The sequence below is a fragment of the Limnohabitans sp. YIMB22184 genome, from assembly GCF_048020265.1.
Taxonomy (GTDB): domain Bacteria; phylum Pseudomonadota; class Gammaproteobacteria; order Burkholderiales; family Burkholderiaceae_C; genus Limnohabitans_A.
In genome coordinates this window covers 154,982-178,471 of the sequence record NZ_CP171843.1, presented here as the reverse complement: position 1 = coordinate 178,471, position 23,490 = coordinate 154,982, and the positions used below count along the sequence as shown (strand labels likewise).

At 60.3% G+C, this 23,490-nt stretch carries 21 protein-coding genes, 2 rRNA genes and 1 other annotated feature; of the genes, 12 read left to right on the top strand and 11 right to left on the bottom strand.

Annotated features, from left to right (window positions below):
- Position 1 precedes the first annotated feature (1 nt).
- The 4 genes from ACHEXL_RS00820 to ACHEXL_RS00805 all read right to left on the bottom strand — a co-directional run bounded on the left by ACHEXL_RS00820 (position 2) and on the right by ACHEXL_RS00805 (position 4,363).
- Positions 2 to 1,519: an MFS transporter gene (locus ACHEXL_RS00820; protein ID WP_416560178.1), complete on the bottom strand. Its 1,518-nt coding sequence runs from the start codon at positions 1,517 to 1,519 to the stop codon at positions 2 to 4.
- The gene (locus ACHEXL_RS00815; RefSeq protein ID WP_291924783.1) at positions 1,516 to 1,773 is read right to left on the bottom strand and encodes a cysteine-rich CWC family protein; all 258 of its coding nucleotides are present in this window, start codon (positions 1,771 to 1,773) and stop codon (positions 1,516 to 1,518) included. The genes ACHEXL_RS00820 and ACHEXL_RS00815 overlap by 4 nt, the downstream gene beginning before the upstream one ends.
- Positions 1,774 to 1,785: 12 nt before the next feature.
- Positions 1,786 to 2,019, bottom strand: coding sequence for a hypothetical protein (locus tag ACHEXL_RS00810; RefSeq protein ID WP_416560177.1), 234 nt, complete (start codon positions 2,017 to 2,019; stop codon positions 1,786 to 1,788).
- A 112-nt stretch (positions 2,020 to 2,131) separates the two neighbouring features.
- Positions 2,132 to 4,363, bottom strand: coding sequence for a malate synthase G (locus ACHEXL_RS00805; RefSeq protein ID WP_416560176.1), 2,232 nt, complete (start codon positions 4,361 to 4,363; stop codon positions 2,132 to 2,134).
- A gap of 174 nt (positions 4,364 to 4,537) precedes the next feature.
- Here ACHEXL_RS00805 and ACHEXL_RS00800 point away from each other — a divergent pair, with 174 nt between their 5' ends.
- The 11 genes from ACHEXL_RS00800 to ACHEXL_RS00750 all read left to right on the top strand — a co-directional run bounded on the left by ACHEXL_RS00800 (position 4,538) and on the right by ACHEXL_RS00750 (position 15,250).
- Complete coding sequence (locus tag ACHEXL_RS00800; protein ID WP_416560175.1) at positions 4,538 to 5,461, top strand: hydroxymethylglutaryl-CoA lyase; 924 nt, start codon at positions 4,538 to 4,540, stop codon at positions 5,459 to 5,461.
- A gap of 74 nt (positions 5,462 to 5,535) precedes the next feature.
- The gene (locus ACHEXL_RS00795) at positions 5,536 to 6,462 is read left to right on the top strand and encodes a LysR family transcriptional regulator (protein WP_416560174.1); all 927 of its coding nucleotides are present in this window, start codon (positions 5,536 to 5,538) and stop codon (positions 6,460 to 6,462) included.
- Positions 6,463 to 6,529: 67 nt separating this feature from the next.
- The gene (gene argS / locus ACHEXL_RS00790) at positions 6,530 to 8,203 is read left to right on the top strand and encodes an arginine--tRNA ligase (protein ID WP_416560173.1); all 1,674 of its coding nucleotides are present in this window, start codon (positions 6,530 to 6,532) and stop codon (positions 8,201 to 8,203) included.
- 11 nt (positions 8,204 to 8,214) lie between these two features.
- Complete coding sequence (locus ACHEXL_RS00785; RefSeq protein WP_416560172.1) at positions 8,215 to 8,865, top strand: SPOR domain-containing protein; 651 nt, start codon at positions 8,215 to 8,217, stop codon at positions 8,863 to 8,865.
- A 29-nt stretch (positions 8,866 to 8,894) separates the two neighbouring features.
- Entirely contained in the window at positions 8,895 to 9,563 is a 669-nt protein-coding gene (locus ACHEXL_RS00780; protein ID WP_416560171.1) for a thiol:disulfide interchange protein DsbA/DsbL, read from the top strand.
- A 155-nt stretch (positions 9,564 to 9,718) separates the two neighbouring features.
- Complete coding sequence (gene lptA / locus ACHEXL_RS00775; RefSeq protein WP_416560170.1) at positions 9,719 to 10,348, top strand: lipopolysaccharide transport periplasmic protein LptA; 630 nt, start codon at positions 9,719 to 9,721, stop codon at positions 10,346 to 10,348.
- Positions 10,345 to 11,103, top strand: coding sequence for an LPS export ABC transporter ATP-binding protein (gene lptB, locus ACHEXL_RS00770; protein WP_416560169.1), 759 nt, complete (start codon positions 10,345 to 10,347; stop codon positions 11,101 to 11,103). The genes lptA and lptB overlap by 4 nt, the downstream gene beginning before the upstream one ends.
- Before the next feature lie 37 nt (positions 11,104 to 11,140).
- Positions 11,141 to 12,682, top strand: coding sequence for an RNA polymerase factor sigma-54 (locus ACHEXL_RS00765; RefSeq protein ID WP_416560168.1), 1,542 nt, complete (start codon positions 11,141 to 11,143; stop codon positions 12,680 to 12,682).
- Between the two features lie 10 nt (positions 12,683 to 12,692).
- Positions 12,693 to 14,009 (top strand): THUMP domain-containing class I SAM-dependent RNA methyltransferase, encoded by a 1,317-nt coding sequence (locus tag ACHEXL_RS00760; protein WP_416560167.1) that lies wholly within the window; start codon positions 12,693 to 12,695, stop codon positions 14,007 to 14,009.
- Positions 14,006 to 14,455 carry a PIN domain-containing protein gene (locus ACHEXL_RS00755; RefSeq protein WP_416560166.1) on the top strand — a complete coding sequence of 150 codons (450 nt, stop codon included), beginning with the start codon at positions 14,006 to 14,008 and terminating at the stop codon, positions 14,453 to 14,455. Before ACHEXL_RS00760 ends, ACHEXL_RS00755 begins: the two co-directional genes overlap by 4 nt.
- Positions 14,456 to 14,473: 18 nt before the next feature.
- Entirely contained in the window at positions 14,474 to 15,250 is a 777-nt protein-coding gene (locus ACHEXL_RS00750; RefSeq protein ID WP_416560165.1) for a UPF0149 family protein, read from the top strand.
- Positions 15,251 to 15,262: 12 nt separating this feature from the next.
- On the opposite strand, the gene ACHEXL_RS00745 is transcribed toward ACHEXL_RS00750, so the two are convergent.
- Together ACHEXL_RS00745 and ACHEXL_RS00740 are read right to left on the bottom strand one after the other, a co-directional pair.
- Positions 15,263 to 16,234, bottom strand: a complete 972-nt coding sequence (locus ACHEXL_RS00745) for an alpha/beta fold hydrolase (protein WP_416560164.1) — start codon at positions 16,232 to 16,234, stop codon at positions 15,263 to 15,265.
- Positions 16,234 to 17,244, bottom strand: a complete 1,011-nt coding sequence (locus ACHEXL_RS00740; protein WP_416560163.1) for a Bug family tripartite tricarboxylate transporter substrate binding protein — start codon at positions 17,242 to 17,244, stop codon at positions 16,234 to 16,236. The genes ACHEXL_RS00745 and ACHEXL_RS00740 overlap by 1 nt, the downstream gene beginning before the upstream one ends.
- 129 nt (positions 17,245 to 17,373) lie before the next feature.
- On the opposite strand from ACHEXL_RS00740, the gene ACHEXL_RS00735 reads away from it, so the two are divergent.
- Complete coding sequence (locus ACHEXL_RS00735) at positions 17,374 to 17,937, top strand: flavin reductase family protein (RefSeq protein ID WP_416561287.1); 564 nt, start codon at positions 17,374 to 17,376, stop codon at positions 17,935 to 17,937.
- 79 nt (positions 17,938 to 18,016) lie between these two features.
- Here the strand turns inward: ACHEXL_RS00735 and ACHEXL_RS00730 are convergent.
- From ACHEXL_RS00730 to ACHEXL_RS00710, 5 genes are all read right to left on the bottom strand, one after another.
- Positions 18,017 to 19,254 (bottom strand): IS3 family transposase gene (locus ACHEXL_RS00730; protein ID WP_416558777.1). Its coding sequence is split into 2 segments (ribosomal slippage): positions 18,017 to 18,963 and positions 18,963 to 19,254, totalling 1,239 coding nucleotides; the frame shifts between segments, so codons are not numbered across the junction.
- Positions 18,857 to 18,973: a sequence feature (AL1L pseudoknot), on the bottom strand. (Overlaps the previous gene by 117 nt.)
- 47 nt (positions 19,255 to 19,301) lie before the next feature.
- Entirely contained in the window at positions 19,302 to 19,442 is a 141-nt protein-coding gene (locus ACHEXL_RS00725) for a hypothetical protein (RefSeq protein ID WP_416560162.1), read from the bottom strand.
- Between the two features lie 47 nt (positions 19,443 to 19,489).
- A complete protein-coding gene (locus tag ACHEXL_RS00720) occupies positions 19,490 to 19,771 on the bottom strand; it encodes a transposase (protein ID WP_416560161.1) in 282 nt (93 codons plus the stop codon).
- Positions 19,772 to 19,936: 165 nt separating this feature from the next.
- Positions 19,937 to 20,049: ribosomal RNA gene (rrf, locus tag ACHEXL_RS00715) — 5S ribosomal RNA — on the bottom strand.
- Between the two features lie 173 nt (positions 20,050 to 20,222).
- Positions 20,223 to 23,099, bottom strand: a 23S ribosomal RNA gene (locus ACHEXL_RS00710).
- Positions 23,100 to 23,490: the final 391 nt, after the last annotated feature.

Here is a 23,490-nt window from a genome sequence, read left to right as displayed (position 1 = left end):
TTCAGTCCTTGGCGGTTACGGCTGCGGGCTCGGCCATTTTCCAGGCGGCCAGCAAGGCCAGCGCGGTCGTAGTGGCCAGAAAAACAAACGTCTCATTGAAGGCCCGCAAATCGGCGCTGCCCGGATGGCTGGCGCCCTGGGCATACACCGCCAGTCGCCACTCCAGCACGATGGCACAAATGCTCACGCCTGCCGCACCGCCCAGCATGCGCACAAAACCGATCACGCTTGAAGCCTGCGGAATCAGGTCTTTCGGCAAGCCCCGCAAAGCGCCCAGGTTGAGCGAAGGCAGGATGAAGCCCAGGCCGATGCGCCCGAGGATCACCAAAATCCAGAGCAAGGCCAAGCCCGCCGCCGGGTGGACCATCGGCATGAGCGCAAACGACAGCGCCAGCATGGCCAGGCCCCAGCTGACCCAATGGGCGGGCGGCATGCGGTGCGACCAGCGCCCCACCACCGCGATGGTCACCGCCAGCAAAATGCCAGCGGGCAACAAAGCCGCGCCGATGTAGGACGCAGAAAGCCCCAGGCCCATCTGCATGTAGACCGGCAGCAAATAGGTGGAGCCAAACAGCGCAATGCCGTAGGTGAAAGACACCAACGCACCCATGGCGAAATGGCGGTGGCCAAACACACGCAGGTTCATGAGCGGCCCCCGCGGAGGCTGCCCCGACGCGCTGCGGCTAGCGTGGCGACGGGCGCGCCGACCCGGCTGCAGCAAATGGCGTTGCCAAGCCACAAACACCGCCATGCCCACACCCGCCAGCGCCAGCAGGACCACGGCCACCGTGTCGTCATCGCCGCGCAACTGCACCAGACCGTTGAGCAGCATCAAGGTGGAAGCGCTGGCCAGCGCCAGCCCGATCCAGTCCAGGCCCGGGCTGCCCGCATCGGCCTGCACGCCGCCCGGGGCCGAGTTGGGCACATAACGGCGCGACAGCCACAGCGCCACCATGGCCAGCGGCACCACCATGAAAAAAATCGAACGCCAGCCAAACACATCGACCAGCACACCGCCGATGCTGGGGCCTAAGGCCGGGGCCAGCACCACACCCATGCCAAACAGCCCGCTGGCGCGGCCCTGCTCTTCGGGCGCAAAGGCGCGCAAGATGATGATCGCGGGAATGGGCTGCACCACGCCTGCGGCCAGGCCCTCGGCCACGCGGGCGGCCATGACCAGCGGGAAATCGTTGGCGAAGCCGCCCACCACGCCGCCGCCCAGCAAGAGCCACATGCACACCTCGTACACCCGGCGGTAGCCATAGCGCGACAACAACCAGGGGGTGGTCAGCATGGACACCGTCATCGCCACCATGAAGCCCGAGGTGACCCACTGCACGCGGCTTTGGCCCAGGGTGAAGTGCTGGCTCATGTCGGGAATGGCCACGTTCATGATGGTGGATGACATCACCGCCGCCATGGAACCCAGCATGACCGACATCAACAACAGCCAGCGGTGGCACTCGCCGTAGCGCGCTTTGAGCGCCTGCAGGCTGTGGGGGCCTTGGGCCAGGCTCATGCGCCCTCGCCTGGGTTTGGGCCTTGGTTTTGGCCTTGTGATGGCGGCGTGGACGCCGCGACACAGGCCGTGCAAATGCAAGCTTTATTACGGGCCGCTTCGGGCACTTGTTTCAACAAATCGGCGCTGAACGCCACGCGCGTGCACCAGCACGGCGCGGGCGCTGCGGCTCCGGTGTTGGGCGCGGCCATGGCGCAGGCATTGGGCTGCCCACACAAAGGGCAGCGGCATGGGTCAAGGGCAAACTGCGTCATGGCGGTGAAATCTCAGTTGTTGCCCTGGCGGCGGCGCTGCGCGTCACGCCACAGGCGAATGGCCAGCACCACCATGGGTGCGTTGTGCAGGAAAAAATCAAAGATATCGATGGGCTTGCTCAAAGTGCCCTCGGTGAGCATGCGCCACTTCTCGACCAAATGCGGCTCAGGCACAAATGGCGCCCCAGCCAAATAGACGGCAATGGCCACCAGCCAGAGCATCGGAATCCGGTCAATCCAGCGCATCGCGCCCTCCTGAAAACCTCTATTTTCAGGGATGACGGGTGCAGCAACGCATGACCCACAGCAAAACGGCTCCCGAAGGAGCCGTTTTTTCAAGTACCAGACCTGCCCGAAATCAGGCCGCCTTGACCTTCAAACGCCAGGCGTGCAGCAGGGGCTCGGTGTAACCGCTTGGTTGCGCCTTGCCTTTGAAGACCAGGTCGCAAGCGGCTTTGTAAGCCGCCGACTTGGCGAAGTTGCCGGCCATGGGCTGGTAAGCCGCGTCGCCCGCGTTTTGCGCGTCGACCACAGCGGCCATGCGCTCCATGGTTTGCTTGACCTGCTTTTCGGTCACCACGCCGTGGTGCAACCAGTTGGCCATGTGCTGGCTGGAAATGCGCAGCGTAGCGCGGTCTTCCATCAGGCCCACACCGTTGATGTCAGGCACCTTGGAGCAGCCCACGCCTTGGTCGACCCAGCGCACCACATAACCCAGGATGCCTTGGGCGTTGTTGTCGAGTTCTTTTTGCTTGTCTTCTTCCGACCAGTTGGCGGCGTCTTTGGCGACTACAGGGAACTGCAACAAAGCGTTGAGCGTGTCTTCGCGCAATTGTTTCGGGTCTTGCTTTGCCACAGCCTTTTCCATCTGCTTTTGCAGGGCGGGCACATCCACCTGGTGGTAGTGCATGGCGTGCAGCGTGGCGGCGGTGGGGCTGGGCACCCAGGCGGTGTTGGCACCGGCCATGGGGTGACCGATCTTGGCCTTGAGCATGTCGGCCATCAGGTCGGGCATGGCCCACATGCCTTTGCCGATCTGGGCGCGACCACGCAGACCGCAGGCCAGGCCCACGTTGACGTTGTTCTTTTCGTAAGCGGCCAGCCAGACGCTGTTCTTGATGTCGCCCTTGCGCATGACGGGGCCGGCCAGCATGCAGGTGTGCATCTCGTCGCCCGTGCGGTCCAGGAAGCCGGTGTTGATGAAGGCCACGCGGCTCTTGGCTGCGGCGATGCAGGCCTTGAGGTTGGCGCTGGTGCGGCGCTCTTCGTCCATGATGCCCAGCTTGACGGTGGAGGGCTTCATGCCGATGACTTTTTCGACACGGCCAAACAGCTCGTCGGCAAAGGCCACTTCGGCCGGGCCGTGCATCTTGGGCTTGACGATGTAGACGCTGCCGGTGCGGCTGTTGCGCAGCGGGTGCGAGGACTTTTTCTGCAAGTCCACCAGGGCGCAGGTCACGGTGATCATCGCGTCCATGATGCCCTCGGGGATCTCTTTCATGCTGCCATCGGCGGCTTTGTAGAGGATGGCGGGGTTGGTCATCAGGTGACCGACGTTGCGCACAAACATGAGCGAGCGGCCGTGCAATTTGACAGTGCCCTTGCCTGTGGGTTTGGTGTACTCGCGGTCACCGTTCATGGTGCGGGTGAAGGTCTTGCCGCCCTTTTGCACTTCTTCGCTCAAAGTGCCTTGCAAAATGCCCAGCCAGTTGGCATAGGCCAAGACTTTGTCTTCAGCGTCCACAGCGGCCACCGAGTCTTCAAGATCCAGGATGGTGGACAAAGCGCTTTCAGCGATCAGGTCGGACACGCCAGCCGGGTCGGTCTTGCCGATGGGGGTGCTCTTGTTGATCTGCAGGTCCAGGTGCAGGCCGTTGTGCACGAACAGCACAGAAGCCGGGGCCTTGGCATCACCGGTGTAGCCCACAAACTGCTTGTCATTCGCCAAGCTGGTGTTTTTGCCATTGGCCAGGGTCACCACCAGTTTGCCTGCCTTGACGGCGTAGCCCTTGCTGCCCACGTGCGAGCCGGTCTTCAGGGGTGCCGTACGGTCGAGCACGTTGCGGCAGTAGTCGATGACTTTGGCGCCGCGCTTCGGGTTGTAGCCCGAGCCTTTTTCGCAGCCATCGGCTTCGCTGATCGCGTCGGTGCCGTACAGCGCGTCGTACAAAGAACCCCAACGGGCGTTGGCGGCATTCAGGGCGTAACGGGCGTTCAGGATCGGCACCACCAGCTGGGGACCGGCCAGCTTGGCCAGCTCGGCGTCCACGTTGGCAGTGGTGGCCTGCGCATTCTTGGGCTCGGGCACCAGATAGCCGATCTGGCTCAGGTATTTGCGGTAGGCCTTCATGGCCTTGCCCTCAAGCACCGGGCCGGGGTTGGCGGTATGCCACTCGTCCATGGCGGTCTGGATGCGGTCACGCTCGGCCAGCAGGGCAATATTTTTCGGGGCCAGGTCGGTCACGATGTCGTTGAAGCCCTTCCAGAACTTGTCCTGGTCCACGCCAGTGGCGGGCAGCATCTGGTCATTGATGAAACTCAGCAAGGGATTGGCCACTTGCAGATTGTGGATCGCGGTGCGTGCAGTCATGGAAGCCTCGAAAGGATGTTGAAAAACGGAAGGAATGTCGCTCATGGCGTGGTCACCACAGAGCCTCGATCTGACGTGAAAGGACTTTATTCTAAGTTTGTATGCAGATAAACCCGTTCAAATGCCATAAACCCATGACTTTTCCGCACAAATCAGCTGTTGTCTAATCCTGTCATGACCCGCATTGACCCTCCAGCCGTCCTGATCAGTGAAGTGGGCCCGCGCGATGGCCTGCAATCGGTCAAGGCCACCATGCCCACCGCAGACAAGCTGCGCTGGATCGACGCGCTGGCCGCAGCCGGCCTGCGCGAAATCGAAGTGGCCTCGTTTGTGCCTGCCCAGCTCTTGCCCCAAATGGCCGATGCCGCACAGGTGGTGCGGCATGCCCTGCGCCACACGGGTGTGCGTGTGATGGCGCTGGTGCCCAATCTGCGCGGCGCCCAAGCTGCGCTGCAGGCCGGCGCGCAAAAGCTCACCCTGCCTGTGTCGGCCAGCCCCGCGCACTCCCTGGCCAATGTGCGCAAGACGCCCGAAGCCATGGTCGACGAGGTGCGGGCCGTCTTGCGGCTGCGCGACGAGATCGCGCCCGGCGTGCCGGTAGAAGTGGGCATGTCCACCGCCTTTGGCTGCACGCTGCAAGGCGCGGTGCCCGAGGACGATGTGCTGCGTTTGGCGGCGCAACTGGCGCAAGCGGGGGTGAACGAGATCGGCCTGTCGGACACCACCGGCATGGGTAACCCGGCCCAGGTGAGTCGGCTGTTCAAGCGCATGTTTCAGGAGATCGGCCCGCTCACAGGCGCGGCCCACATGCACAACACCCGGGGCTTGGGCTTGGCCAATTGCCTGGCCGCTTACGAGGCGGGCGTGCGCACCTTCGACAGTTCTCTGGGCGGCCTGGGTGGCTGCCCTTATGCGCCGGGTGCTTCAGGCAATGTGGTGACCGAAGACCTGGTGTTCATGTTCGAGGCCATGGGTGTGTCGACCGGTATCGACCTAAACCGGCTCATGGCCGCACGCGAGCCTTTGAGAGCCGGGCTGCCAGGCGAGCCGCTGTATGGCATGACGCCCGAGGCGGGCTTGCCCAAGGGCTGGGCTTGATACAAGCATCCTCGCACATCAATCACCCATCGCGGCGGCGGCATTGCAACCTTGAACCCGCATAATCGGGTCGCATGGACAAGCTCAAAGCCTTCGAAACCTTTGTCTCGGTTGCCACCAAGGGCAGCCTGACCGCTGCGGCCCGGGCCGAGGGCGTGGCCCCGGCCATCATTGGCCGCAGGCTCGATGCGCTGGAGGAAAGCCTGGGCGTGAAGCTGCTGGTGCGCACCACCCGGCGCATCACCCTGACCCACGAAGGCAGCGCTTTCCTGGAAGATTGCCAGCGCCTGCTCTCGGATGTGGCCAATGCCGAAGCCAGTGTGTCGGCGGGCGGCGTCAAGGCCAGTGGGCATTTGCGCATCACCGCACCGGCCGGGTTTGGCCGCCGCCATGTGGCCCCGCTGGTGCCGCGCTTTCGCGAACTGCACCCCGATGTGACGATTTCGCTCAACCTGAGCGACCGGGTGGTGGACCTGGCGGCCGAGGGCTTTGACTGCGCCGTGCGCGTGGGCGACCTGCCCGACAGCTCGCTGGTGAGCGTACGCATGGCCGACAACCGCCGCCTGTGCGTGGCCACCCCGGCTTATCTGGCGCGGCGCGGCACGCCACAACAACCGTCTGACTTGCTGCAGCACGACTGCCTGACCTTGTCGAGCGACGCCTCGCAAACCCGGGGCTGGGCTTTTCGCAACCCGGCAGACGGTGGTCAGGACGTGGTGCACCTGCGCCCGGGCGGGCCGCTCGACTGCTCGGACGGCCAAGTGCTGCACGACTGGTGCCTGGCCGGTTACGGCATCGCCTGGCGCAGCACCTGGGAAGTCGAGAGCGAAATCCGCTCGGGCCAATTGGTGGCGGTGCTGGAAGAGTTTGCGGCGCCACCCAACGGAATTTTTGTGGTTTTCCCTCAGCGCAAGCACCTGCCGCTGCGCGTGCGCTTGTGGATCGACCACCTCAAACACCACTACACCCAGCCTGGTTACTGGCAAACGTCCCATCACTGAGCCCGAAAGCCACGGCGACCGGACCGACGCACAGCGCCTTGGGGCCCAAGCCGTAAAATCGCGCCCTATGCTTTCTGCCAAACAACATTTGCTCACGGCCCTGGCCGCCGAGCTTGAAAAACTCCAAACCGGCGCGGGTGCGCGTGCGGCCTTCGAATCGCCCAAAGTGGCGGCCCATGGCGACCTGGCCTGCACCGCTGCGATGCAGCTGGCCAAAGCCCTCAAGCAAAACCCCCGGCAACTGTCCGAAACCTTGCGCAGCGCCTTGCTGGCCACCCCCGCTTTCGAGCGCTGGGTCGACGCCATCGAGATCGCCGGGCCCGGCTTCATCAACATCCGTCTGAAAGACGCGGCCAAACAGGCTGTGGTGCACGAAGTGCTGCAAGCGGCCGAATGCTTTGGCGATCAGCCTGCCCAACCCAACAAAGTGCTGGTCGAGTTTGTGTCGGCCAACCCCACAGGCCCCTTGCATGTGGGCCACGGCCGCCAAGCGGCCTTGGGCGACGCGATTTGCAATTTGCTGGCCACACAAGGCCAGCAGGTCTACCGCGAGTTCTATTACAACGACGCGGGCGTGCAGATCAGCACGCTGGCCAACTCCACCCAGCTGCGGGCCAAGGGCTTCAAACCGGGGGACGCCGAGTGGCCCGAGGCCGCCTACAACGGCGATTACATCCAGGACATCGCGGGCGACTTCATGGCCCAAAAGACCGTCAAGTCGGATGACCGCGAATTCACCGGCAGCGGCGATGTGAATGACCTCGACGGCATGCGCCTGTTTGCGGTGGCCTACCTGCGGCGCGAGCAAGACCTGGACCTCAAGGCCTTTGACGTGCAGTTCGACAACTATTACCTGGAGTCGAGCCTCTACACCAGCGGCAAGGTGGATGCGGCCGTGCAAAAGCTGCGCGATGCCGGCAAAACCTACGAACACGACGGCGCCTTGTGGCTCAAGTCCACCGACTACGGTGACGACAAAGACCGCGTCATGCGCAAGGGCGACGGCAGCTACACCTACTTTGTGCCCGATGTGGCCTACCACATCACCAAGTGGGAGCGCGGCTTCACCCGCGTGGTGAACATCCAGGGCACCGACCACCACGGCACCATTGCCCGTGTGCGTGCGGGCCTGCAGGCGGCGGGCGTGGGCATCCCTGAGGGCTACCCCGACTACGTACTACACACCATGGTGCGCGTGATGCGCGGGGGCGAAGAGGTCAAGATCTCCAAGCGTGCAGGCAGCTACGTCACGCTGCGCGATTTGATCGAGTGGACCAGCAAGGACGCGGTGCGCTTTTTCCTGCTCTCGCGCAAGCCCGACACCGAATACATCTTCGACATCGACTTGGCGCTGGCCCAGAACAACGACAACCCGGTGTATTACGTGCAGTACGCGCATGCGCGCATCTGCTCGGTGCTGGCGGCTTGGGGTGGCGATGCGGCCAGCTTGGCCAAAGCCGACCTGTCGCCACTGCAAAGCCCGCAGGCCCACGCGCTGATGCTGGCCCTGGCCAAGTACCCCGAGATGCTGACGTCTGCGGCCAACGACTTCGCGCCGCACGACGTGACCTTCTATTTGCGCGACCTGGCTTCGCTTTACCACAGCTACTACGACGCAGAGCGCATTCTGGTGGACGACGACGCGGTCAAACAAGCGCGTCTGGCGCTGGTCGCGGCCACCGCGCAGGTGCTGCGCAATGGCTTGAAAGTGCTGGGCGTGTCAGCCCCGCAAAAAATGTGAAGGAATGGGTCATGCAACGCCACAGCCAACGCGGCGGTACTTTTCTGGGCTTCATCATCGGTCTGGTGCTGGGTCTGGGTGTGGCCCTGGCCGTGGCCATTTATGTGACCAAGGTGCCCACGCCGTTTTCCAACAAAAACCAGCCTCGCACCAACGACCAAAACGTGCAGGAAACGGAGAAGAACAAGGACTGGAACCCCAACAGCGTGTTCCAACCCAAACCACCCGCCGAAGCCCCGGCCGCGCCCAGTGCGCCCCCGGCTGACGTGGCCACCGACAAATCCGCTTCGGGCACAGCGGGCAAAAGCGCCGCAGAAGCACCCAAAGCCGAACCACGCCCAGCCGTCACCGCCGATCCGCTGGGCGATTTGGCCAAGTCCAAATCAGGCTTGAGCACCCCCGCTGCGCCGGCGAATGCGGCCGACCCCTTTGACTACGTGATTCAGGTGGGGGCCTATAGAACCAGCAGCGATGCCGACGCCCAAAAAGCCAAGCTGGCCTTAATGGGTCTGGACGCCAAGGTTTCTGAGCGGGATCAAGCCGGACGCACGGTGTATCGCGTACGCTTGGGGCCCTTTGCAGACAAAGCCGCCGCCGAACGCATCCGCGCCCGCCTGGAAGGCAGCGGCATTGAAAACACCCTGGTCCGGGTTCAGCGCTGAACCCGCCCCCTACCTTTTGGAGCCTGTCCATGAAACGCCGTCTCTTCTCTTCCGCCTTGTTGAGCGCCAGCACCTGGCTGAGCGCCCCCGTGGCCTGGGCGCAGGCCGCCCTGTTCAAGTCCGGCAAAGACTACATGACACTGGAGCGCCCTGTGGCCACCGAAGCCGGTGCGGGCAAGATCGAGGTCATCGAGTTCTTCTGGTACAGCTGCCCACACTGCAACGCCTTTGAACCCAGCTTCGCCCAATGGGTAAAAAACGCTCCGAAAGACGTGGTGGTGCGCCGCATCCCCGTGTCCTTCCGCGACGACTTTGCCCCCCAGCAGCGCCTGTTTTTCACGATCGAGGCCATGAACCTGATGGAAACGCTGCACCCCAAGGTGTTTGCCGCGATCCATGTGGAAAAGCTGATGCTGAACACCGACGCCAGCGTGTTGGCCTGGGCTGAGAAGCAAGGCGTGGACAAAGCCAAGTTCAACGACATCTACAAATCCTTTGGCGTGGCCACCAAACTCAAGCGGGCGGTGCAGCTGCAAAACGAATTCAAGGTCGAAGGCGTGCCCTCTTTGGGCGTGGCGGGCCGTTATTACATCGATGGCACCATGGCAGGCAGCATGGACCGCGCCTTGAAGGTGGCGGAGTCGCTGATTGCCCAGTCACGCACAAGCCCTGCCATCGCCCCGACCGCGAAAAAGTGAATGTGATCGGGCTGCCCCGCAGGGGCTTGTCCGGCGCAAAACCCGCCAGGCCCAGGCTGTGCGGGTTTTTTTACGCCACGGGCATATCTGGGGCGCGATACGACATGGCTTGCGCCTACAATCGAAATTCGCCACCAGCAAGATTCATGCCCCCAATGAAAACCCTCCGCACCATCGGCCTGCTCGCCTCAGGGCTGAGCTTGCTTGTCCTGCCCGCCTGGGCCGAAAAGGCCGATCGGGACAAGCCCATGCTGATCGAGGCGGACACCATGCGCCACGATGAGAACAAACGCATCACCCAGTTTTCAGGCCAAGTGGTCGCTTTCAAGGGCACGATGGTGTTGCGCGGCGCACGCTTGGAGGTGCAACAAGACAAGGACGGCCAGCAAATCGCCCACATCTGGGCCGCGCCGAATGAGCGGGTGTTCTTCCGCCAAAAGCGCGAAGGTCTGGACGAATTCACCGAAGGTGAAGGCGAAATGGCGATTTACGACAGCCAAGCCGACGTGGTCACTTTGGTGCAACGGGCTGAAGTTCGGATTTTGCGGGGGACAGTGCTGGCCGATCAACTCACTGGCCAGAAAATCGTGTTCAACAACACCACCGAAGTGATGACGGTGGACGGTATGCCCAAGGGCACGCAATCAACAAACAACCGCGATCAACGCGTACGCGCTGTGCTGACCCCCCGAAAAAACAACCCGGCCACCACGCCGCCAGCCCAGCCATCAGCAATCCCGGCCCTGCGGGTCAGCCCTGGCCAGGCCGAGGGCACCAAGCCATGAGCGAAGCTGTGGTCACCAGCCGACTGGAAGCGCGCCACCTGCAAAAAGCCTATGGCAGTCGCCAAGTGGTGCATGACGTGTCGGTGCAAGTCGACAAAGGCGAGGTGGTCGGCTTGCTCGGCCCCAATGGTGCGGGCAAAACCACCTCGTTTTACATGATCGTGGGCCTGGTGCGAGCCGATGGTGGTCAGATCCTGATCGACGGCGAAGACGTCACCCGCATGCCCATCCACAAGCGCTCGCGCATGGGCTTGTCGTATTTGCCGCAAGAGGCGTCCATCTTCCGCAAGTTGACGGTGGCCGAGAATGTGCGCGCCATTTTGGAGCTGCAAACCGATGCACAAGGTCGGGGCTTGTCGTCCGCCGACATCGAAAAACGCCTGACCGAATTGCTGAACGATTTGCGGGTGGACCACCTGCGCGACTCGCCAGCGGTGGCGCTGTCGGGTGGCGAGCGCCGCCGCGTGGAGATTGCCCGCGCCTTGGCCACCGACCCGCGCTTCATCCTGCTGGACGAGCCTTTTGCCGGCATTGACCCGATCGCCGTCATCGAAATCCAACGCATCATCGCCTTCCTCAAGCAGCGCGGCATTGGTGTGCTGATCACCGACCACAATGTGCGCGAGACGCTGGGCATATGCGACCACGCTTACATCATCAGCGAAGGCCGTGTGCTGGCCGAAGGCACGCCCGACGAGATCGTGGCCAACGCCGATGTACGCCGGGTGTATCTGGGCGAACACTTCAGGATGTGATGCAAGCGAACCCTGTTCTCGTTTTGAAAGTGCAGCCATGAAGCCCGGCCTGTCACTGCGCATGTCCCAGCACCTGGCGCTCACGCCCCAGTTGCAACAATCGATTCGCCTGCTGCAGCTGTCCACCTTGGAGCTGTCGCAAGAAGTCGACCAGATGCTGGACGAGAACCCGTTTTTGGAACGCGCCGAAGAAGAAGCGCCTGCCGAAGCCTTTGGCCTGGAGCAGGCCGACACCCATGTCAGCCTGGGCGACCGGGTGAGCGAAAGCGCCAGCACATCGAGCAGCAGCGACGACAGCGCCAGCGAAACCCGCGACGAAGCGGTGACCGATGTGGCCGAAAGCTGGGATGGCGACGGCAGCGTGGACATGCGTCCCGACGACAGCGAATGGGGTGGCGACGCCGCGCCGCGCCAAAACAACGGCGAAGAAACCGCCGACGCCATCGACCTGGCCCGCAGCAGCGGGTCCCTGACCGACTTTTTGCACCGCCAGGCCTTGTCGCTGCGCCTGTCCGAAGTAGACCGTGCCGCGCTGCGCTTTCTGATCGAATCGCTCAACGACGACGGCTACCTGATCGACACCCTGCCCGAACTGGCTGCCAGCTTGGCAGGCACAGACGACTTCGAGCAAATCGACGAACTGGTGCACCGCTTCACCGTGGCGCTGGGCTTGCTGCAGTCGCTCGAACCCGTGGGCGTGGGCGCACGCGACTTGGCCGAGTGCCTGCGCATCCAGGTCAAGGCCTGGCTGCAGGACGACCCGGATGATGAAGTGGCCCAAGCGGCGCTGGCCATCTGCGCCCACCCTCTGGAAATGCTGGCCAAGCGCGACTTCAAACGGCTGGCGGTGGCCTGTGGCCTGAGCGAAGCCGTGGTCAAAGCCGCCATCGCCTTCATCGCCCGGCTCGAGCCCAAACCCGGCCGCCCCTTTGTGCAGGCCGAGCAAAACATCATCATCCCCGACGTGCTGGTGGTGAACACCAGCAAGACGGCGACGCCCAAATTCCGCATCCAGCTCAACCCCGACGTGATGCCCAAGCTGCGCGTGCACGACATCTATGCCAACGCCTTGCGCGGCGGCAAGGGGGACAACCATGCGGGCCTGCAGCAGCGCCTGCAAGAAGCGCGCTGGTTCATCAAGAACATCCAGCAGCGCTTTGACACCATCTTGCGCGTGTCCACCGCCATCGTAGAGCGTCAGAAAAACTTCTTGACGCACGGCGAGCTGGCCATGCGCCCACTGGTGCTGCGCGAGATTGCTGACGAGCTGGGCATGCACGAGTCCACCATCAGCCGCGTGACCACGGCCAAATACATGGCCACGCCGCAAGGCACCTTTGAGCTGAAGTATTTCTTCGGCTCGGGCCTGGGCACCGACAGCGGCAGCGCCGCGTCCAGCACCGCGGTGCGGGCGCTCATCAAGCAGTTTGTGGCCGCCGAAAAACCGGCCAAACCGCTGTCGGACAACCAGATTTCCGAGATGCTGAAAGAGCAAGGCATCGACTGCGCCCGGCGCACGGTGGCCAAGTACCGCGAAGCCCTGAAGATCGCGCCTGCGAACCTGCGCAAAACCCTTTGAGAGTATTTGAGTGAATTCATTGAACCTGTTCATGCCTTGCGCCGCGGGCGTTGAGGGCTTCTTGGCCGACGAGGTACACGCCATCACGGGCCTGACGGGCCACGACCTGCTCACGGGCCGCGGCGGCGTGATGGCCCGGGCGTCCTGGCGCGACGCCATGCGCATCAACCTGCACAGCCGCCTGACCCAGCGCGTGCTGGTGCAGCTGTCGGTCACCGACTACCGCAACGAAAACGACCTGTACAACGCCGCCAGCGAAGTGGCCTGGGAAATCTGGTTCACGCCCAAACAGACTTTCAAGATCGACATCACCGCGCAGCACAGCCCGCTGACCAGCCTGAACTTTGCCGCGCTCAAAATCAAGGACGCGGTGGCCGACCGTTTTCGCGCCAAACGCGGCGAGCGCCCCAGCGTGGACACCAGCTGGCCCGACGTGCGCATCTACGCGCACCTGACGCCCGAAACGGCCACGCTCTACATCGACACCTCAGGCGAGCCGCTGTTCAAGCGCGGTTGGCGCACCGACAAGGGCGACGCGCCTTTGAAGGAAACCCTGGCCGCCGCCATGATCGCGGCCAGTGGCTGGGACGCCACCGTACCCCTGTACGACCCCTGCTGCGGCAGCGGCACCATCCCAATCGAAGCGGCGCAAATCGCCTGCGGCATCGCGCCTGGTTTGCAGCGCCGCTTTGGCTTCGAGAAATTGCTGCCGTTCCAGAACCACGTCTGGCAAGGCCTGATCGAAGAAGCCCGCGACCACGAACACGAGCCCACCGCCCCCATCTTTGGCAGTGATGTGGCCTTCCGCATGGTTGACTTTGCCGAGCGCAATGCCGAGCGTGCAGGCGTGTCGGGCGTGATCGAGTTCCGGGGCGGGGATGCACTGCAACGCATGCCGCCTTGCGAGATGCCCGGCATCATGCTGCTCAACCCGCCCTATGGCGAGCGCATTGCCGCAGCGGGTGTGGCCGGGCGTGGGCGCGACAGCTTCCAGCCGGGCGCACTGGCCAATGCGCGTTCAAGCACCCGAGCCGCCGCCCCCAGCCACCACCGCGAAACCGCCCAGACCGACGACGGCAGCGACTTTTTTGCCCAACTGGCCAGCCACTGGAAGAAAAACTACAGCGGCTGGAGCGCCTGGATGCTCACGCCCGACCTGAAGCTGCCCAGCAAAATGCGCCTCAAAGAATCGCGCCGCGTACCCATGTGGAACGGCCCCATCGAGTGCCGCCTGTTCCGCTTTGACATGATCAAGGGCAGCTTGAAGCGCACACCGAGCGACGCCTCTGCCGACAAAACAGGGGATGCCGGAACGCCTGCCTCATGAGTGTGAGTGCGAGTGTGAGCACCCCGGTGCGCCGCGTGCTGGACACCAACATCGTGCTCGACCTGTGGGTGTTTGACGAGCCCCAGGCCGAAGCCCTGCGCACCAGCTTAGAGAGCGGCAGCACGCAATGGCTGGCCACCGCCGCCATGCGCGAAGAGCTGGCCCGCGTGCTGGCCTACCCACAAATTGCCAAACGCCTGACGCACCGCCAACTGCCCGCCAGCGCCGTGCTGGGCAACTTTGACCGCTGGGCCCAACTGCAACCCGACGCGCCCAAAGCCCCCTACGCCTGCAAAGACGCCGACGACCAAAAATTCATCGACCTGGCCGTGCAACACACCGCCGCTCTGCACAGCAAAGACGCGCAAGTGCTCTGCATGAAAAAGCGCCTCGAGCGCTGCGGCGTGACCCTCAACCCCTGCGTGACGGCGTTTGATGCCGTCTGATTTCTGAAGGAACACCCCATGAACACCTCCGCTGGCTTGGAAGCCGAAGACTTTGACACCCTGGACAACATCCTCGACGACCTGCGCGAGCGCTTTGAAGAGACGCCGCAGTGGGAGTTTTGCGAAGGCTTCCTGGCCGCACTGGTGTGTTGCCGCCGCGCCATTCCCGACAGCGAATGGCTGCCCATGCTGCTGGGTATTGATCCGGACGAGCCCGAGGGCGGCAGCTTTGCCGACGAAGCCCAGCGTCAGCAGTTCATGGCCTTGTGGCAACGCCGTTTTGACGAGATCAAGCTCGCGCTGGACACCCCGGTGGAAGCACTGGACGACGACAAGGCCTATGCCCCCGAGGTGATGGACGTGCGCGGCGCGATCGCGTCGCTGCCACCCGAAGAGCGCGAAGAAATCGAGGACAGCGAGATCCCGTCGTTTGCGCAAGTGTGGGCGCTGGGCTTCATGTTTGCAGTGGAAAACTGGCCTGACGAGTGGGCCACACCCAAGGACAAGGACGCCGCCAAGTGGCACGACCTGTCGCTCGAAGCCATCGTGGCCCTGACCGAAGACGATGACGCGGTGCCCACGCTGTCCGCCCTGTCTGAAGACGGCCCACCCAGCGTGAGCGAGGAACGTCTGAATGCCTACGGCGAAGCGCTGTGGGCGGTGTACGACCTGCGTGAAATCTGGCGCAACATCGGCCCGCGTGTGACCCAGGTCATCAAGGAAGCCACGCCCGGGCGCAACGATGCTTGCAGTTGCGGCAGCGGCAAGAAATACAAGAAGTGCTGCGGGGCTTGAGGCTAAAAGCCGTCACACCATCCACTGCGTCAGCGCGTCGCTGGTGGCTTCGGGCAATTCTTCAGGGATGAAATGCCCGGAGGGCATGACCTGACCTGCCACATGGCCCGCGCATTGCGCCTGCCACAACTCAACCGGTTTGAACATGCGGTTGACCACGCCCCGGCTACCCCACAACACCAAGGTGTCGCAAGCGATTTTGTCGCCGCGCGCTCGGCTTTCACGGTCGTGCTGCAGGTCGATGCCTGCACTGGCTCGGTAGTCTTCGGCCGCGCTGTGGATGGCGGCGGGCCAGCCCTTGTCGTTGAGTGCCGGGTTGCAAAAAGCGCGCTCGTATTCGGCCAAGGCTTCAGGCTCGATGTAGCCCATGCTTTGGCTGCCCCAGCCGCCGAGCTTGGCGTGCAGATAGGCCTTGGGGTTGCCGCCGATCATGAACTCGGGCAAGGGCGCGGGTTGAGTCAGGTGGAACCAGTGGTAATAGGCCTGCGCAAAGGCAAAGTACGGGTCGGCCACCGTGCCAGAGACCTCGGGCGTTTTGCCCCAGTGGCCGCTGTACATGTCCAGCGTCGGCGCGATGTCGATCACGCACAACTTGTGCACACGCGACGCATGGTCCAGCGCCAGACGGTGCGCCACGCGCCCGCCACGGTCGTGACCGCACAAAAAGAAGTCGTCCACACCCAGTGCATCGAGCAGACCCACCACTTCTTGCGCCATGGCGCGTTTGCTGTAGTGCGCATGCTCGGCGTCGCCCACGGCGTGCGACGAATCGCCATAGCCCCGCAAGTCGGGCATCACCAAGCGGTAACGGCCGCGCAGGTTTTGCGCGACGCGGTGCCACATGACATGGGTTTGCGGAAAGCCGTGCAGCAAGACCAGCACGGGCAGATGAGATTGCGCCGCCCAATCAGCCGATTGCCGAAAGCAGACAGGCAAGCCCGCCACTGTGCGCGTTTGCCGCTCGAAGCCTTCAAACCAGGCCATCAGTCGACCTTGGCACCCGAGGCTTTGACCACCTCGGCCCACTTCTTGTGTTCGGCCTCAATCAGCGCGGCAAATTGCGCGGGCGTGTTGCCGCTGGGGATCGCACCCAAAGTGGCCAGGCGCTCTTTCATCGCAGGTGTGGCGAGCGACTTGGCGACTTCTTGCTGGATGCGGCTGACCACATCGGCAGGTGTGCCGGCAGGGGCCAACAAACCGAACCAGCTGCTGGCTTCAAAGCCTTTAAGGCCACCCGCTTCTTCCACGGTCGGCAAGTCAGGCAATGCGGCCGAGCGCTGGCTGCTGGTCACGGCCAGGGCCTTGAGTTTGCCCGCCTTGATGAGTTGCATGGCCGAGGGCAGGTTGTCGAACATCACATCCATGCTGCCGCCCGCCAAGTCCAGCAAGGCGGGGCCGGAACCACGATATGGGATGTGCGCCATGAAGGTGCCGGTTTGCGACTTGAACAACTCACCCGCCAGATGGATCGAGGTGCCGTTGCCGCTGGAGGCCATGTTCAGCTTGCCGGGGTTGGCCTTGGCGTACTGGATGAAATCCTTGACGTTGTTGATTTTGTTGGCGGCGGCTTTCTCGGCGTTGACCACCATCACGTTGGGCACGCCCGCCACCAGGGTGATCGGCACAAAATCCTTGAAGGGGTCATAGGGCAGCTTGCTGTACAGGGCGCGGTTGATACCGTGCGTGCCCACCGTGCCCATGAGCAGGGTGTAGCCATCGCCCGCCGACTTGGCCACTTGTTCGGCCCCCAGGTTGCCGCCAGCGCCGCCTTTGTTCTCCACCACAAACTGCTGGCCAAAGGCCTTGGCAAGGTCCGGCGCGATGGCGCGAGCCAGGATGTCGGTGGTGCCACCGGGGGCAAAGGGCACCACGATCTTGACCGGTTTGTTGGGCCAGGCGGTTTGCGCCCAGACTGCCGACGTGGTCGACAACAAGATGGCAGCCGCCATAGCCAAAACAGGGCGGCGGGTGTAATGGCGTGTGAGTTGAACCATGCGTATCTCCTTGTTTTGATGTATCAAATGATGATGCCATGCAGGCTTGCAAACGCTGTCACCCAAGCGAAGAAAGGGGCTGCTTTTAAGGGTTTGTCCCTGTTAAAAGGCTTCATCGATAATAGGCCGATGATTTCTCTTACCCGAACGACAACTGCCATCCATCCGCGGGCGCCTGACTTTGAAACCCCACACTTCAAAACAGCTTTGTCGCGTTTTGCGACAGGTGTGGCCGTCATCACCGCGTTTGCGTCAGACAACGCCAAATGTGATGCTCAAGGCAGCCACTTTGTGGGCATGACCATCAGCTCATTCAACTCCGTCTCGCTCTCACCGCCTTTGATCTTGTGGAGTCTCGGACTGCACTCCAGCAACTTGCCAGCATTACGTGCAAGCACACACTACGTGGTGAATGTTCTGGCAGCAGATCAGCTCACTTTGTGCCAACGTTTTGCATCGGGCAAGGGCGACCGTTTTGCCCAAACTGATTACAGCTTGGGCCAAGTCGGTTTGCCCATTTTGAAAGGTGCACTTGCCTGGTTTGAATGTCACAACCGCAGCCGATATGAGGAAGGCGACCATGTGATTTTCGTGGGAGAAGTGGAACGCTGTGGATTCTCAGAAAACAAGCCACCGCTCATTTATCAAACCAGTCGATTTGGCACCACAGCACCTTTTGAGTTAGCCGCCTGAAACAGTCACGTCGGTATTCCTTCAACTGGGAAATAGGCACGTGTTTAAATCGCCCCGGGTTTCGTGGAGGCCAGTTGGTTTAAGTTGAGACCTCGGTCTCGTGCTTCCCGGCTAGCTGCCGGTAGTAGTTCACCTCAGCTTCAGCCGGTGGAATATACCCAATCGAGCTCAGCAGTCGGTGGTGGTTGAACCAAGCCACCCATTCCAGGGTTGCCAGTTCCAGTGCCTCCTTGGTTTTCCAGGGTGCACGGCGGTGTATCAATTCGGCCTTGTACAGCCCATTGATCGTCTCGGCCAGCGCGTTGTCGTAGCTGTCGCCACGGCTGCCCACCGATGGCTCTATCCCAGCTTGGGCCAGGCGTTCGGTGTAGAGAATGGAAACATATTGAGACCCCCTGTCCGAGTGATGTATCAATGCATCTGAGCGTTCAGGTTGTCTGTCGAACAAGGCTTGCTCCAGGGCATCCAACACAAAGTCAGTACGCATCGAACTGCTCACCCGCCAGCCCACGATGCGCCGTGCAAACACGTCGATCACAAAGGCCACGTATTGCCAGCCCTGCCAGGTGCTGACATAGGTGAAGTCCGACACCCACAGTTGGTTTGGACGCTCTGCTTTGAACTGGCGATTGACCCGGTCCAGCGGGCATGGCGCGGCTTTGTCCGAGACGGTGGTTTGCACGACCTTGCCCCGGCGAACGCCGTGCAATCCCATGCGCTTCATGAGCCGCTCGACCGTGCAGCGCGCCACCTTGGTTCCTTCACGATTCATCTGGTGCCAGACCTTGTCTGCGCCGTAGACCTGCATATTGGCCTGCCAGACGGCTTGGATTTGCGGGATCAGGGCTTCATCGCGTTTGGTCCGGGCGCAAAGCAGCTCGGGCTTGCGTTGGCGGGCAGCATGGCACCTGTAGCCAGAAGGGGCGATTTGCAGCACGTTGCAAATCGGCTCGACCCCGTAGGCGTGACGGTTTTGATCAACAAAGTCCCTTAAGACTTGAGTCGGCGGTCGAGCTCCGCCTGGGCAAAAAAAGCGCTCGCCAGTTTGAGGATTTCGTTGGCTTTGCGCAGTTCCTTGACTTCGCGTTCGAGGTCTTTGATGCGGGCGCGCTCATCAGAGCTGACGCCATCGCGCATGCCTTCGTCAACCTCGTGCTGGCGAACCCAGTCGTTGAGGGTTTGCGGCACACACCCGATCTTGGGGGCAATGGACTCAATGGTGGCCCAAAGGGATGGGTACTCGCCACGGTGCTCGAGCACCATGCGGACAGCGCGTTCGCGCACTTCGGGTGAAAAACGGTTCGATTTCTTGCTCATGGCTCCATCTTCTCAAAGTGTGGAGCCTCCTCAAAACCCGGGGCGATTCAGCCATAGATGCCCATGCTTTGCTCATAAAACTCCCGAATCTGCGTGGTCAACTTTTCATTGGCTTTAGCCCGCGCTGACAATGGCTCACGCAGCCAGGCGTAATAGCCGCTGCGGTGCACTTTCAGGACGCGACACATGCTGGTGAGACGAAACTGGCGATGGTGTGCCTGCATGAACGCGTACTTCACCCGGACTGCTTGGCAAAGTACGCTGCGGCCTTTTTTAGGATGTCGCGCTCCTCTATGGTTCGCCTGAGTTCAGCTTTGATCTTGACCATCTCGGCTTGCAGCGCCTTGAGGTCACCTGACTGGGGTGCGTCTGACTTTTTGAACTTGTTGACCCAGCTGTACAGAACCCCCTCGGGAATTCCAAGCCGCTTGGCCACATCGACGACTGGGTGCCCTTTATCGATGACTTGTTTGACCGCCTCGGACTTGAACTCGGCGGCATATTTCGTTCGTTGCATTTGCATGGCTCCTCTTCAGTTTTGACATCATTATTTGTCTACTGATTTGGGGGAATGCCAGGTCTAGATTAATCGGTAAAGAGAGTGGGTTCAGCTACGCTATGAAACACGAAGCACAAAGCAAAAACGCCTCACCGAACGGTGAGGCGTTTTGGGCTGTTAGAAGCCTGACGATGTCCTACTTTCACACGGGAATCCGCACTATCATCGGCGCTAAGTCGTTTCACTGTCCTGTTCGAGATGGGAAGGAGTGGGACCAACTTGCTATGGTCATCAGGCATAACTTGTTGTCATCTTGACACGCATCAAGACAACGAATTCATAGAGTTTCGAATCAGATTTTAGCTTTACAAACGGGCTTCTCAGCCAGCTTCTCAGCTTTTTTTGAATGCGTCAACTTGGCATAACAGCCTTGATCGATGCACACCTTTCGGCGTGTGATCAAAGTTATAGGGTCAAGCCGCACGAGCAATTAGTATCAGTTAGCTTAACGCATTACTGCGCTTCCACACCTGACCTATCAACGTCCTGGTCTTGAACGACTCTTTAGGGGGCTCAAGGCCCCGGCAGATCTCATCTTGAAACGAGTTTCCCGCTTAGATGCTTTCAGCGGTTATCTCTTCCACACTTAGCTACTCGGCAATGCCACTGGCGTGACAACCGATACACCAGAGGTGTGTCCACTCCGGTCCTCTCGTACTAGGAGCAGGCTTCCTCAAATCTGCAGCGCCCACGGAAGATAGGGACCAAACTGTCTCACGACGTTTTAAACCCAGCTCACGTACCTCTTTAAATGGCGAACAGCCATACCCTTGGGACCGGCTACAGCCCCAGGATGAGATGAGCCGACATCGAGGTGCCAAACACCGCCGTCGATATGAACTCTTGGGCGGTATCAGCCTGTTATCCCCAGAGTACCTTTTATCCGTTGAGCGATGGCCCTTCCATACAGAACCACCGGATCACTATGTCCTACTTTCGTATCTGCTCGACTTGTCAGTCTCGCAGTTAAGCACGCTTATGCCATTGCACTATTATCACGATGTCCGACCGTAACTAGCGTACCTTCGAACTCCTCCGTTACGCTTTGGGAGGAGACCGCCCCAGTCAAACTGCCTACCATGCACTGTCCCCGATCCAGATAATGGACCTAGGTTAGAACCTCAAACACACCAGGGTGGTATTTCAACGTCGGCTCCATGAGAACTAGCGTCCTCACTTCAAAGCCTCCCACCTATCCTACACAGATCTGTTCAAAGTCCAATACAAAGCTACAGTAAAGGTTCATGGGGTCTTTCCGTCTTTCCGCGGGGAGATTGCATCATCACAAACATTTCAACTTCGCTGAGTCTCAGGAGGAGACAGTGTGGCCATCGTTACGCCATTCGTGCAGGTCGGAACTTACCCGACAAGGAATTTCGCTACCTTAGGACCGTTATAGTTACGGCCGCCGTTTACTGGGACTTCAATCAAGAGCTTGCACCCCATCATTTAATCTTCCAGCACCGGGCAGGCGTCACACCCTATACGTCCACTTTCGTGTTTGCAGAGTGCTGTGTTTTTATTAAACAGTCGCAGCCACCGATTTTTTGCAACCCCGTTGGGCTCCCTCTGTGCGAGTTCACCTACTTGGGGCATACCTTCTCCCGAAGTTACGGTATCAATTTGCCGAGTTCCTTCTCCTGAGTTCTCTCAAGCGCCTTAGAATACTCATCTCGCGCACCAGTGTCGGTTTGCGGTACGGTCAATGACAAGCTGAAGCTTAGTGGCTTTTCCTGGAAGCAGGGTATCACTCACTTCAGGTGCAAGCACCCTCGTTATCACCCCTCATCTAAGCCCGGCGGATTTGCCTACCGAGCACGACTACAGGCTTGAACCAACATATCCAACAGTTGGCTGAGCTAACCTTCTCCGTCCCCACATCGCACTTGTCATCGGTACAGGAATATTGACCTGTTTCCCATCAGCTACGCATCTCTGCCTCGCCTTAGGGGCCGACTCACTCTACGCCGATGAACGTTGCGTAGAAAACCTTGCGCTTACGGCGAGGGGGCTTTTCACCCCCTTTAACGCTACTCATGTCAGCATTCGCACTTCTGATACCTCCAGCATGCTTTACAACACACCTTCACAGGCCTACAGAACGCTCTCCTACCACTTGCAATAAATTGCAAATCCGCAGCTTCGGTAACTGGCTTAGCCCCGTTACATCTTCCGCGCAGGACGACTCGATCAGTGAGCTATTACGCTTTCTTTAAATGATGGCTGCTTCTAAGCCAACATCCTGACTGTTTTAGCCTTCCCACTTCGTTTCCCACTTAGCCAATTTTAGGGACCTTAGCTGGCGGTCTGGGTTGTTTCCCTCTTGAGTCCGGACGTTAGCACCCGGTGCTCTGTCTCCCAAGCTGTACTCTGCGGTATTCGGAGTTTGCCTTGGTTTGGTAAGTCGCCATGACCCCCTAGCCAAAACAGTGCTCTACCCCCGCAGGTAATACTTGAGGCACTACCTAAATAGTTTTCGGAGAGAACCAGCTATTTCCAAGTTTGTTTAGCCTTTCACCCCTATCCACAGGTCATCCGCTAATTTTGCAACATTAGTCGGTTCGGACCTCCAGTACCTGTTACGGCACCTTCATCCTGCCCATGGATAGATCACTTGGTTTCGGGTCTACACCCAGCGACTGATCGCCCTATTCGGACTCGATTTCTCTACGGCTTCCCTATTCGGTTAACCTTGCCACTGAATGTAAGTCGCTGACCCATTATACAAAAGGTACGCAGTCACCCTTGCGGGCTCCTACTTTTTGTAAGCATGCGGTTTCAGGATCTATTTCACTCCCCTCCCGGGGTTCTTTTCGCCTTTCCCTCACGGTACTTGTTCACTATCGGTCAATGATGAGTATTTAGCCTTGGAGGATGGTCCCCCCATATTCAGACAGGATTTCTCGTGTCCCGCCCTACTTGTCGTTAGCTCAGTACCACACATTTGTTTTCGCATACGGGACTATCACCCTCTATGGTCGGCCTTTCCATGCCGCTTTGCTAACAATTGCGCTATCACTAACAGGCTCTTCCGATTTCGCTCGCCACTACTTTCGGAATCTCGGTTGATGTCTTTTCCTCGAGCTACTGAGATGTTTCAGTTCACCCGGTTCGCCTCGCATGACTATGTATTCATCATGCGATACCCCGAAGGGTGGGTTTCCCCATTCAGAAATCTCCGGATCAAAGCTTATTTGCCAGCTCCCCGAAGCTTATCGCAGGCTTTCACGTCTTTCGTCGCCTATCATTGCCAAGGCATCCACCACATGCTCTTAGTCACTTGACCCTATAACTTTGAACTCTCTTGTCGAGAACCCATCGCTATTTCAAGGACTGTCTGTCAGGTCTTTCACCTGACGCGTTATGCCGTAATGTGAATATCCCTTCAACACCGGATATTTCTATCCAACATTAAAAGAACAATTCGTCATTACTGAATTTCAACTGCCTTTCGGCACGGTTGAATATTCGTTTTGACGCAATCAAAAAATTGTCACCAGGGGCACGGTCCGCACTAAACCTTTACGAATGTGCGGTTTCCCCTGGCAACTCTGATTCGACTCTATGAATTTTTAAAGAACAGCCGTGTGTCTTGCGACACTTGTCAATCGATCAATATCAATCAACACAAAAACAGCCTTTACAAACTTCTTGCAAAGCAGCTTTTGTTTTGAATG

Bases quoted from the DNA above. Each gene is read 5' to 3' on its own strand.
- ACHEXL_RS00820 (WP_416560178.1), bottom strand. From the start codon at position 1,519: ATGAGCCTGGCCCAAGGCCCCCACAGCCTGCAGGCGCTCAAAGCGCGC.
- ACHEXL_RS00815 (WP_291924783.1), bottom strand. From the start codon at position 1,773: ATGACGCAGTTTGCCCTTGACCCATGCCGCTGCCCTTTGTGTGGGCAG.
- ACHEXL_RS00810 (WP_416560177.1), bottom strand. From the start codon at position 2,019: ATGCGCTGGATTGACCGGATTCCGATGCTCTGGCTGGTGGCCATTGCC.
- ACHEXL_RS00805 (WP_416560176.1), bottom strand. From the start codon at position 4,363: ATGACTGCACGCACCGCGATCCACAATCTGCAAGTGGCCAATCCCTTG.
- ACHEXL_RS00800 (WP_416560175.1), top strand. From the start codon at position 4,538: ATGACCCGCATTGACCCTCCAGCCGTCCTGATCAGTGAAGTGGGCCCG.
- ACHEXL_RS00795 (WP_416560174.1), top strand. From the start codon at position 5,536: ATGGACAAGCTCAAAGCCTTCGAAACCTTTGTCTCGGTTGCCACCAAG.
- argS (WP_416560173.1), top strand. From the start codon at position 6,530: ATGCTTTCTGCCAAACAACATTTGCTCACGGCCCTGGCCGCCGAGCTT.
- ACHEXL_RS00785 (WP_416560172.1), top strand. From the start codon at position 8,215: ATGCAACGCCACAGCCAACGCGGCGGTACTTTTCTGGGCTTCATCATC.
- ACHEXL_RS00780 (WP_416560171.1), top strand. From the start codon at position 8,895: ATGAAACGCCGTCTCTTCTCTTCCGCCTTGTTGAGCGCCAGCACCTGG.
- lptA (WP_416560170.1), top strand. From the start codon at position 9,719: ATGAAAACCCTCCGCACCATCGGCCTGCTCGCCTCAGGGCTGAGCTTG.
- lptB (WP_416560169.1), top strand. From the start codon at position 10,345: ATGAGCGAAGCTGTGGTCACCAGCCGACTGGAAGCGCGCCACCTGCAA.
- ACHEXL_RS00765 (WP_416560168.1), top strand. From the start codon at position 11,141: ATGAAGCCCGGCCTGTCACTGCGCATGTCCCAGCACCTGGCGCTCACG.
- ACHEXL_RS00755 (WP_416560166.1), top strand. From the start codon at position 14,006: ATGAGTGTGAGTGCGAGTGTGAGCACCCCGGTGCGCCGCGTGCTGGAC.
- ACHEXL_RS00750 (WP_416560165.1), top strand. From the start codon at position 14,474: ATGAACACCTCCGCTGGCTTGGAAGCCGAAGACTTTGACACCCTGGAC.
- ACHEXL_RS00745 (WP_416560164.1), bottom strand. From the start codon at position 16,234: ATGGCCTGGTTTGAAGGCTTCGAGCGGCAAACGCGCACAGTGGCGGGC.
- ACHEXL_RS00740 (WP_416560163.1), bottom strand. From the start codon at position 17,244: ATGGTTCAACTCACACGCCATTACACCCGCCGCCCTGTTTTGGCTATG.
- ACHEXL_RS00735 (WP_416561287.1), top strand. From the start codon at position 17,374: ATGATTTCTCTTACCCGAACGACAACTGCCATCCATCCGCGGGCGCCT.
- ACHEXL_RS00725 (WP_416560162.1), bottom strand. From the start codon at position 19,442: ATGTGTCGCGTCCTGAAAGTGCACCGCAGCGGCTATTACGCCTGGCTG.
- ACHEXL_RS00720 (WP_416560161.1), bottom strand. From the start codon at position 19,771: ATGCAACGAACGAAATATGCCGCCGAGTTCAAGTCCGAGGCGGTCAAA.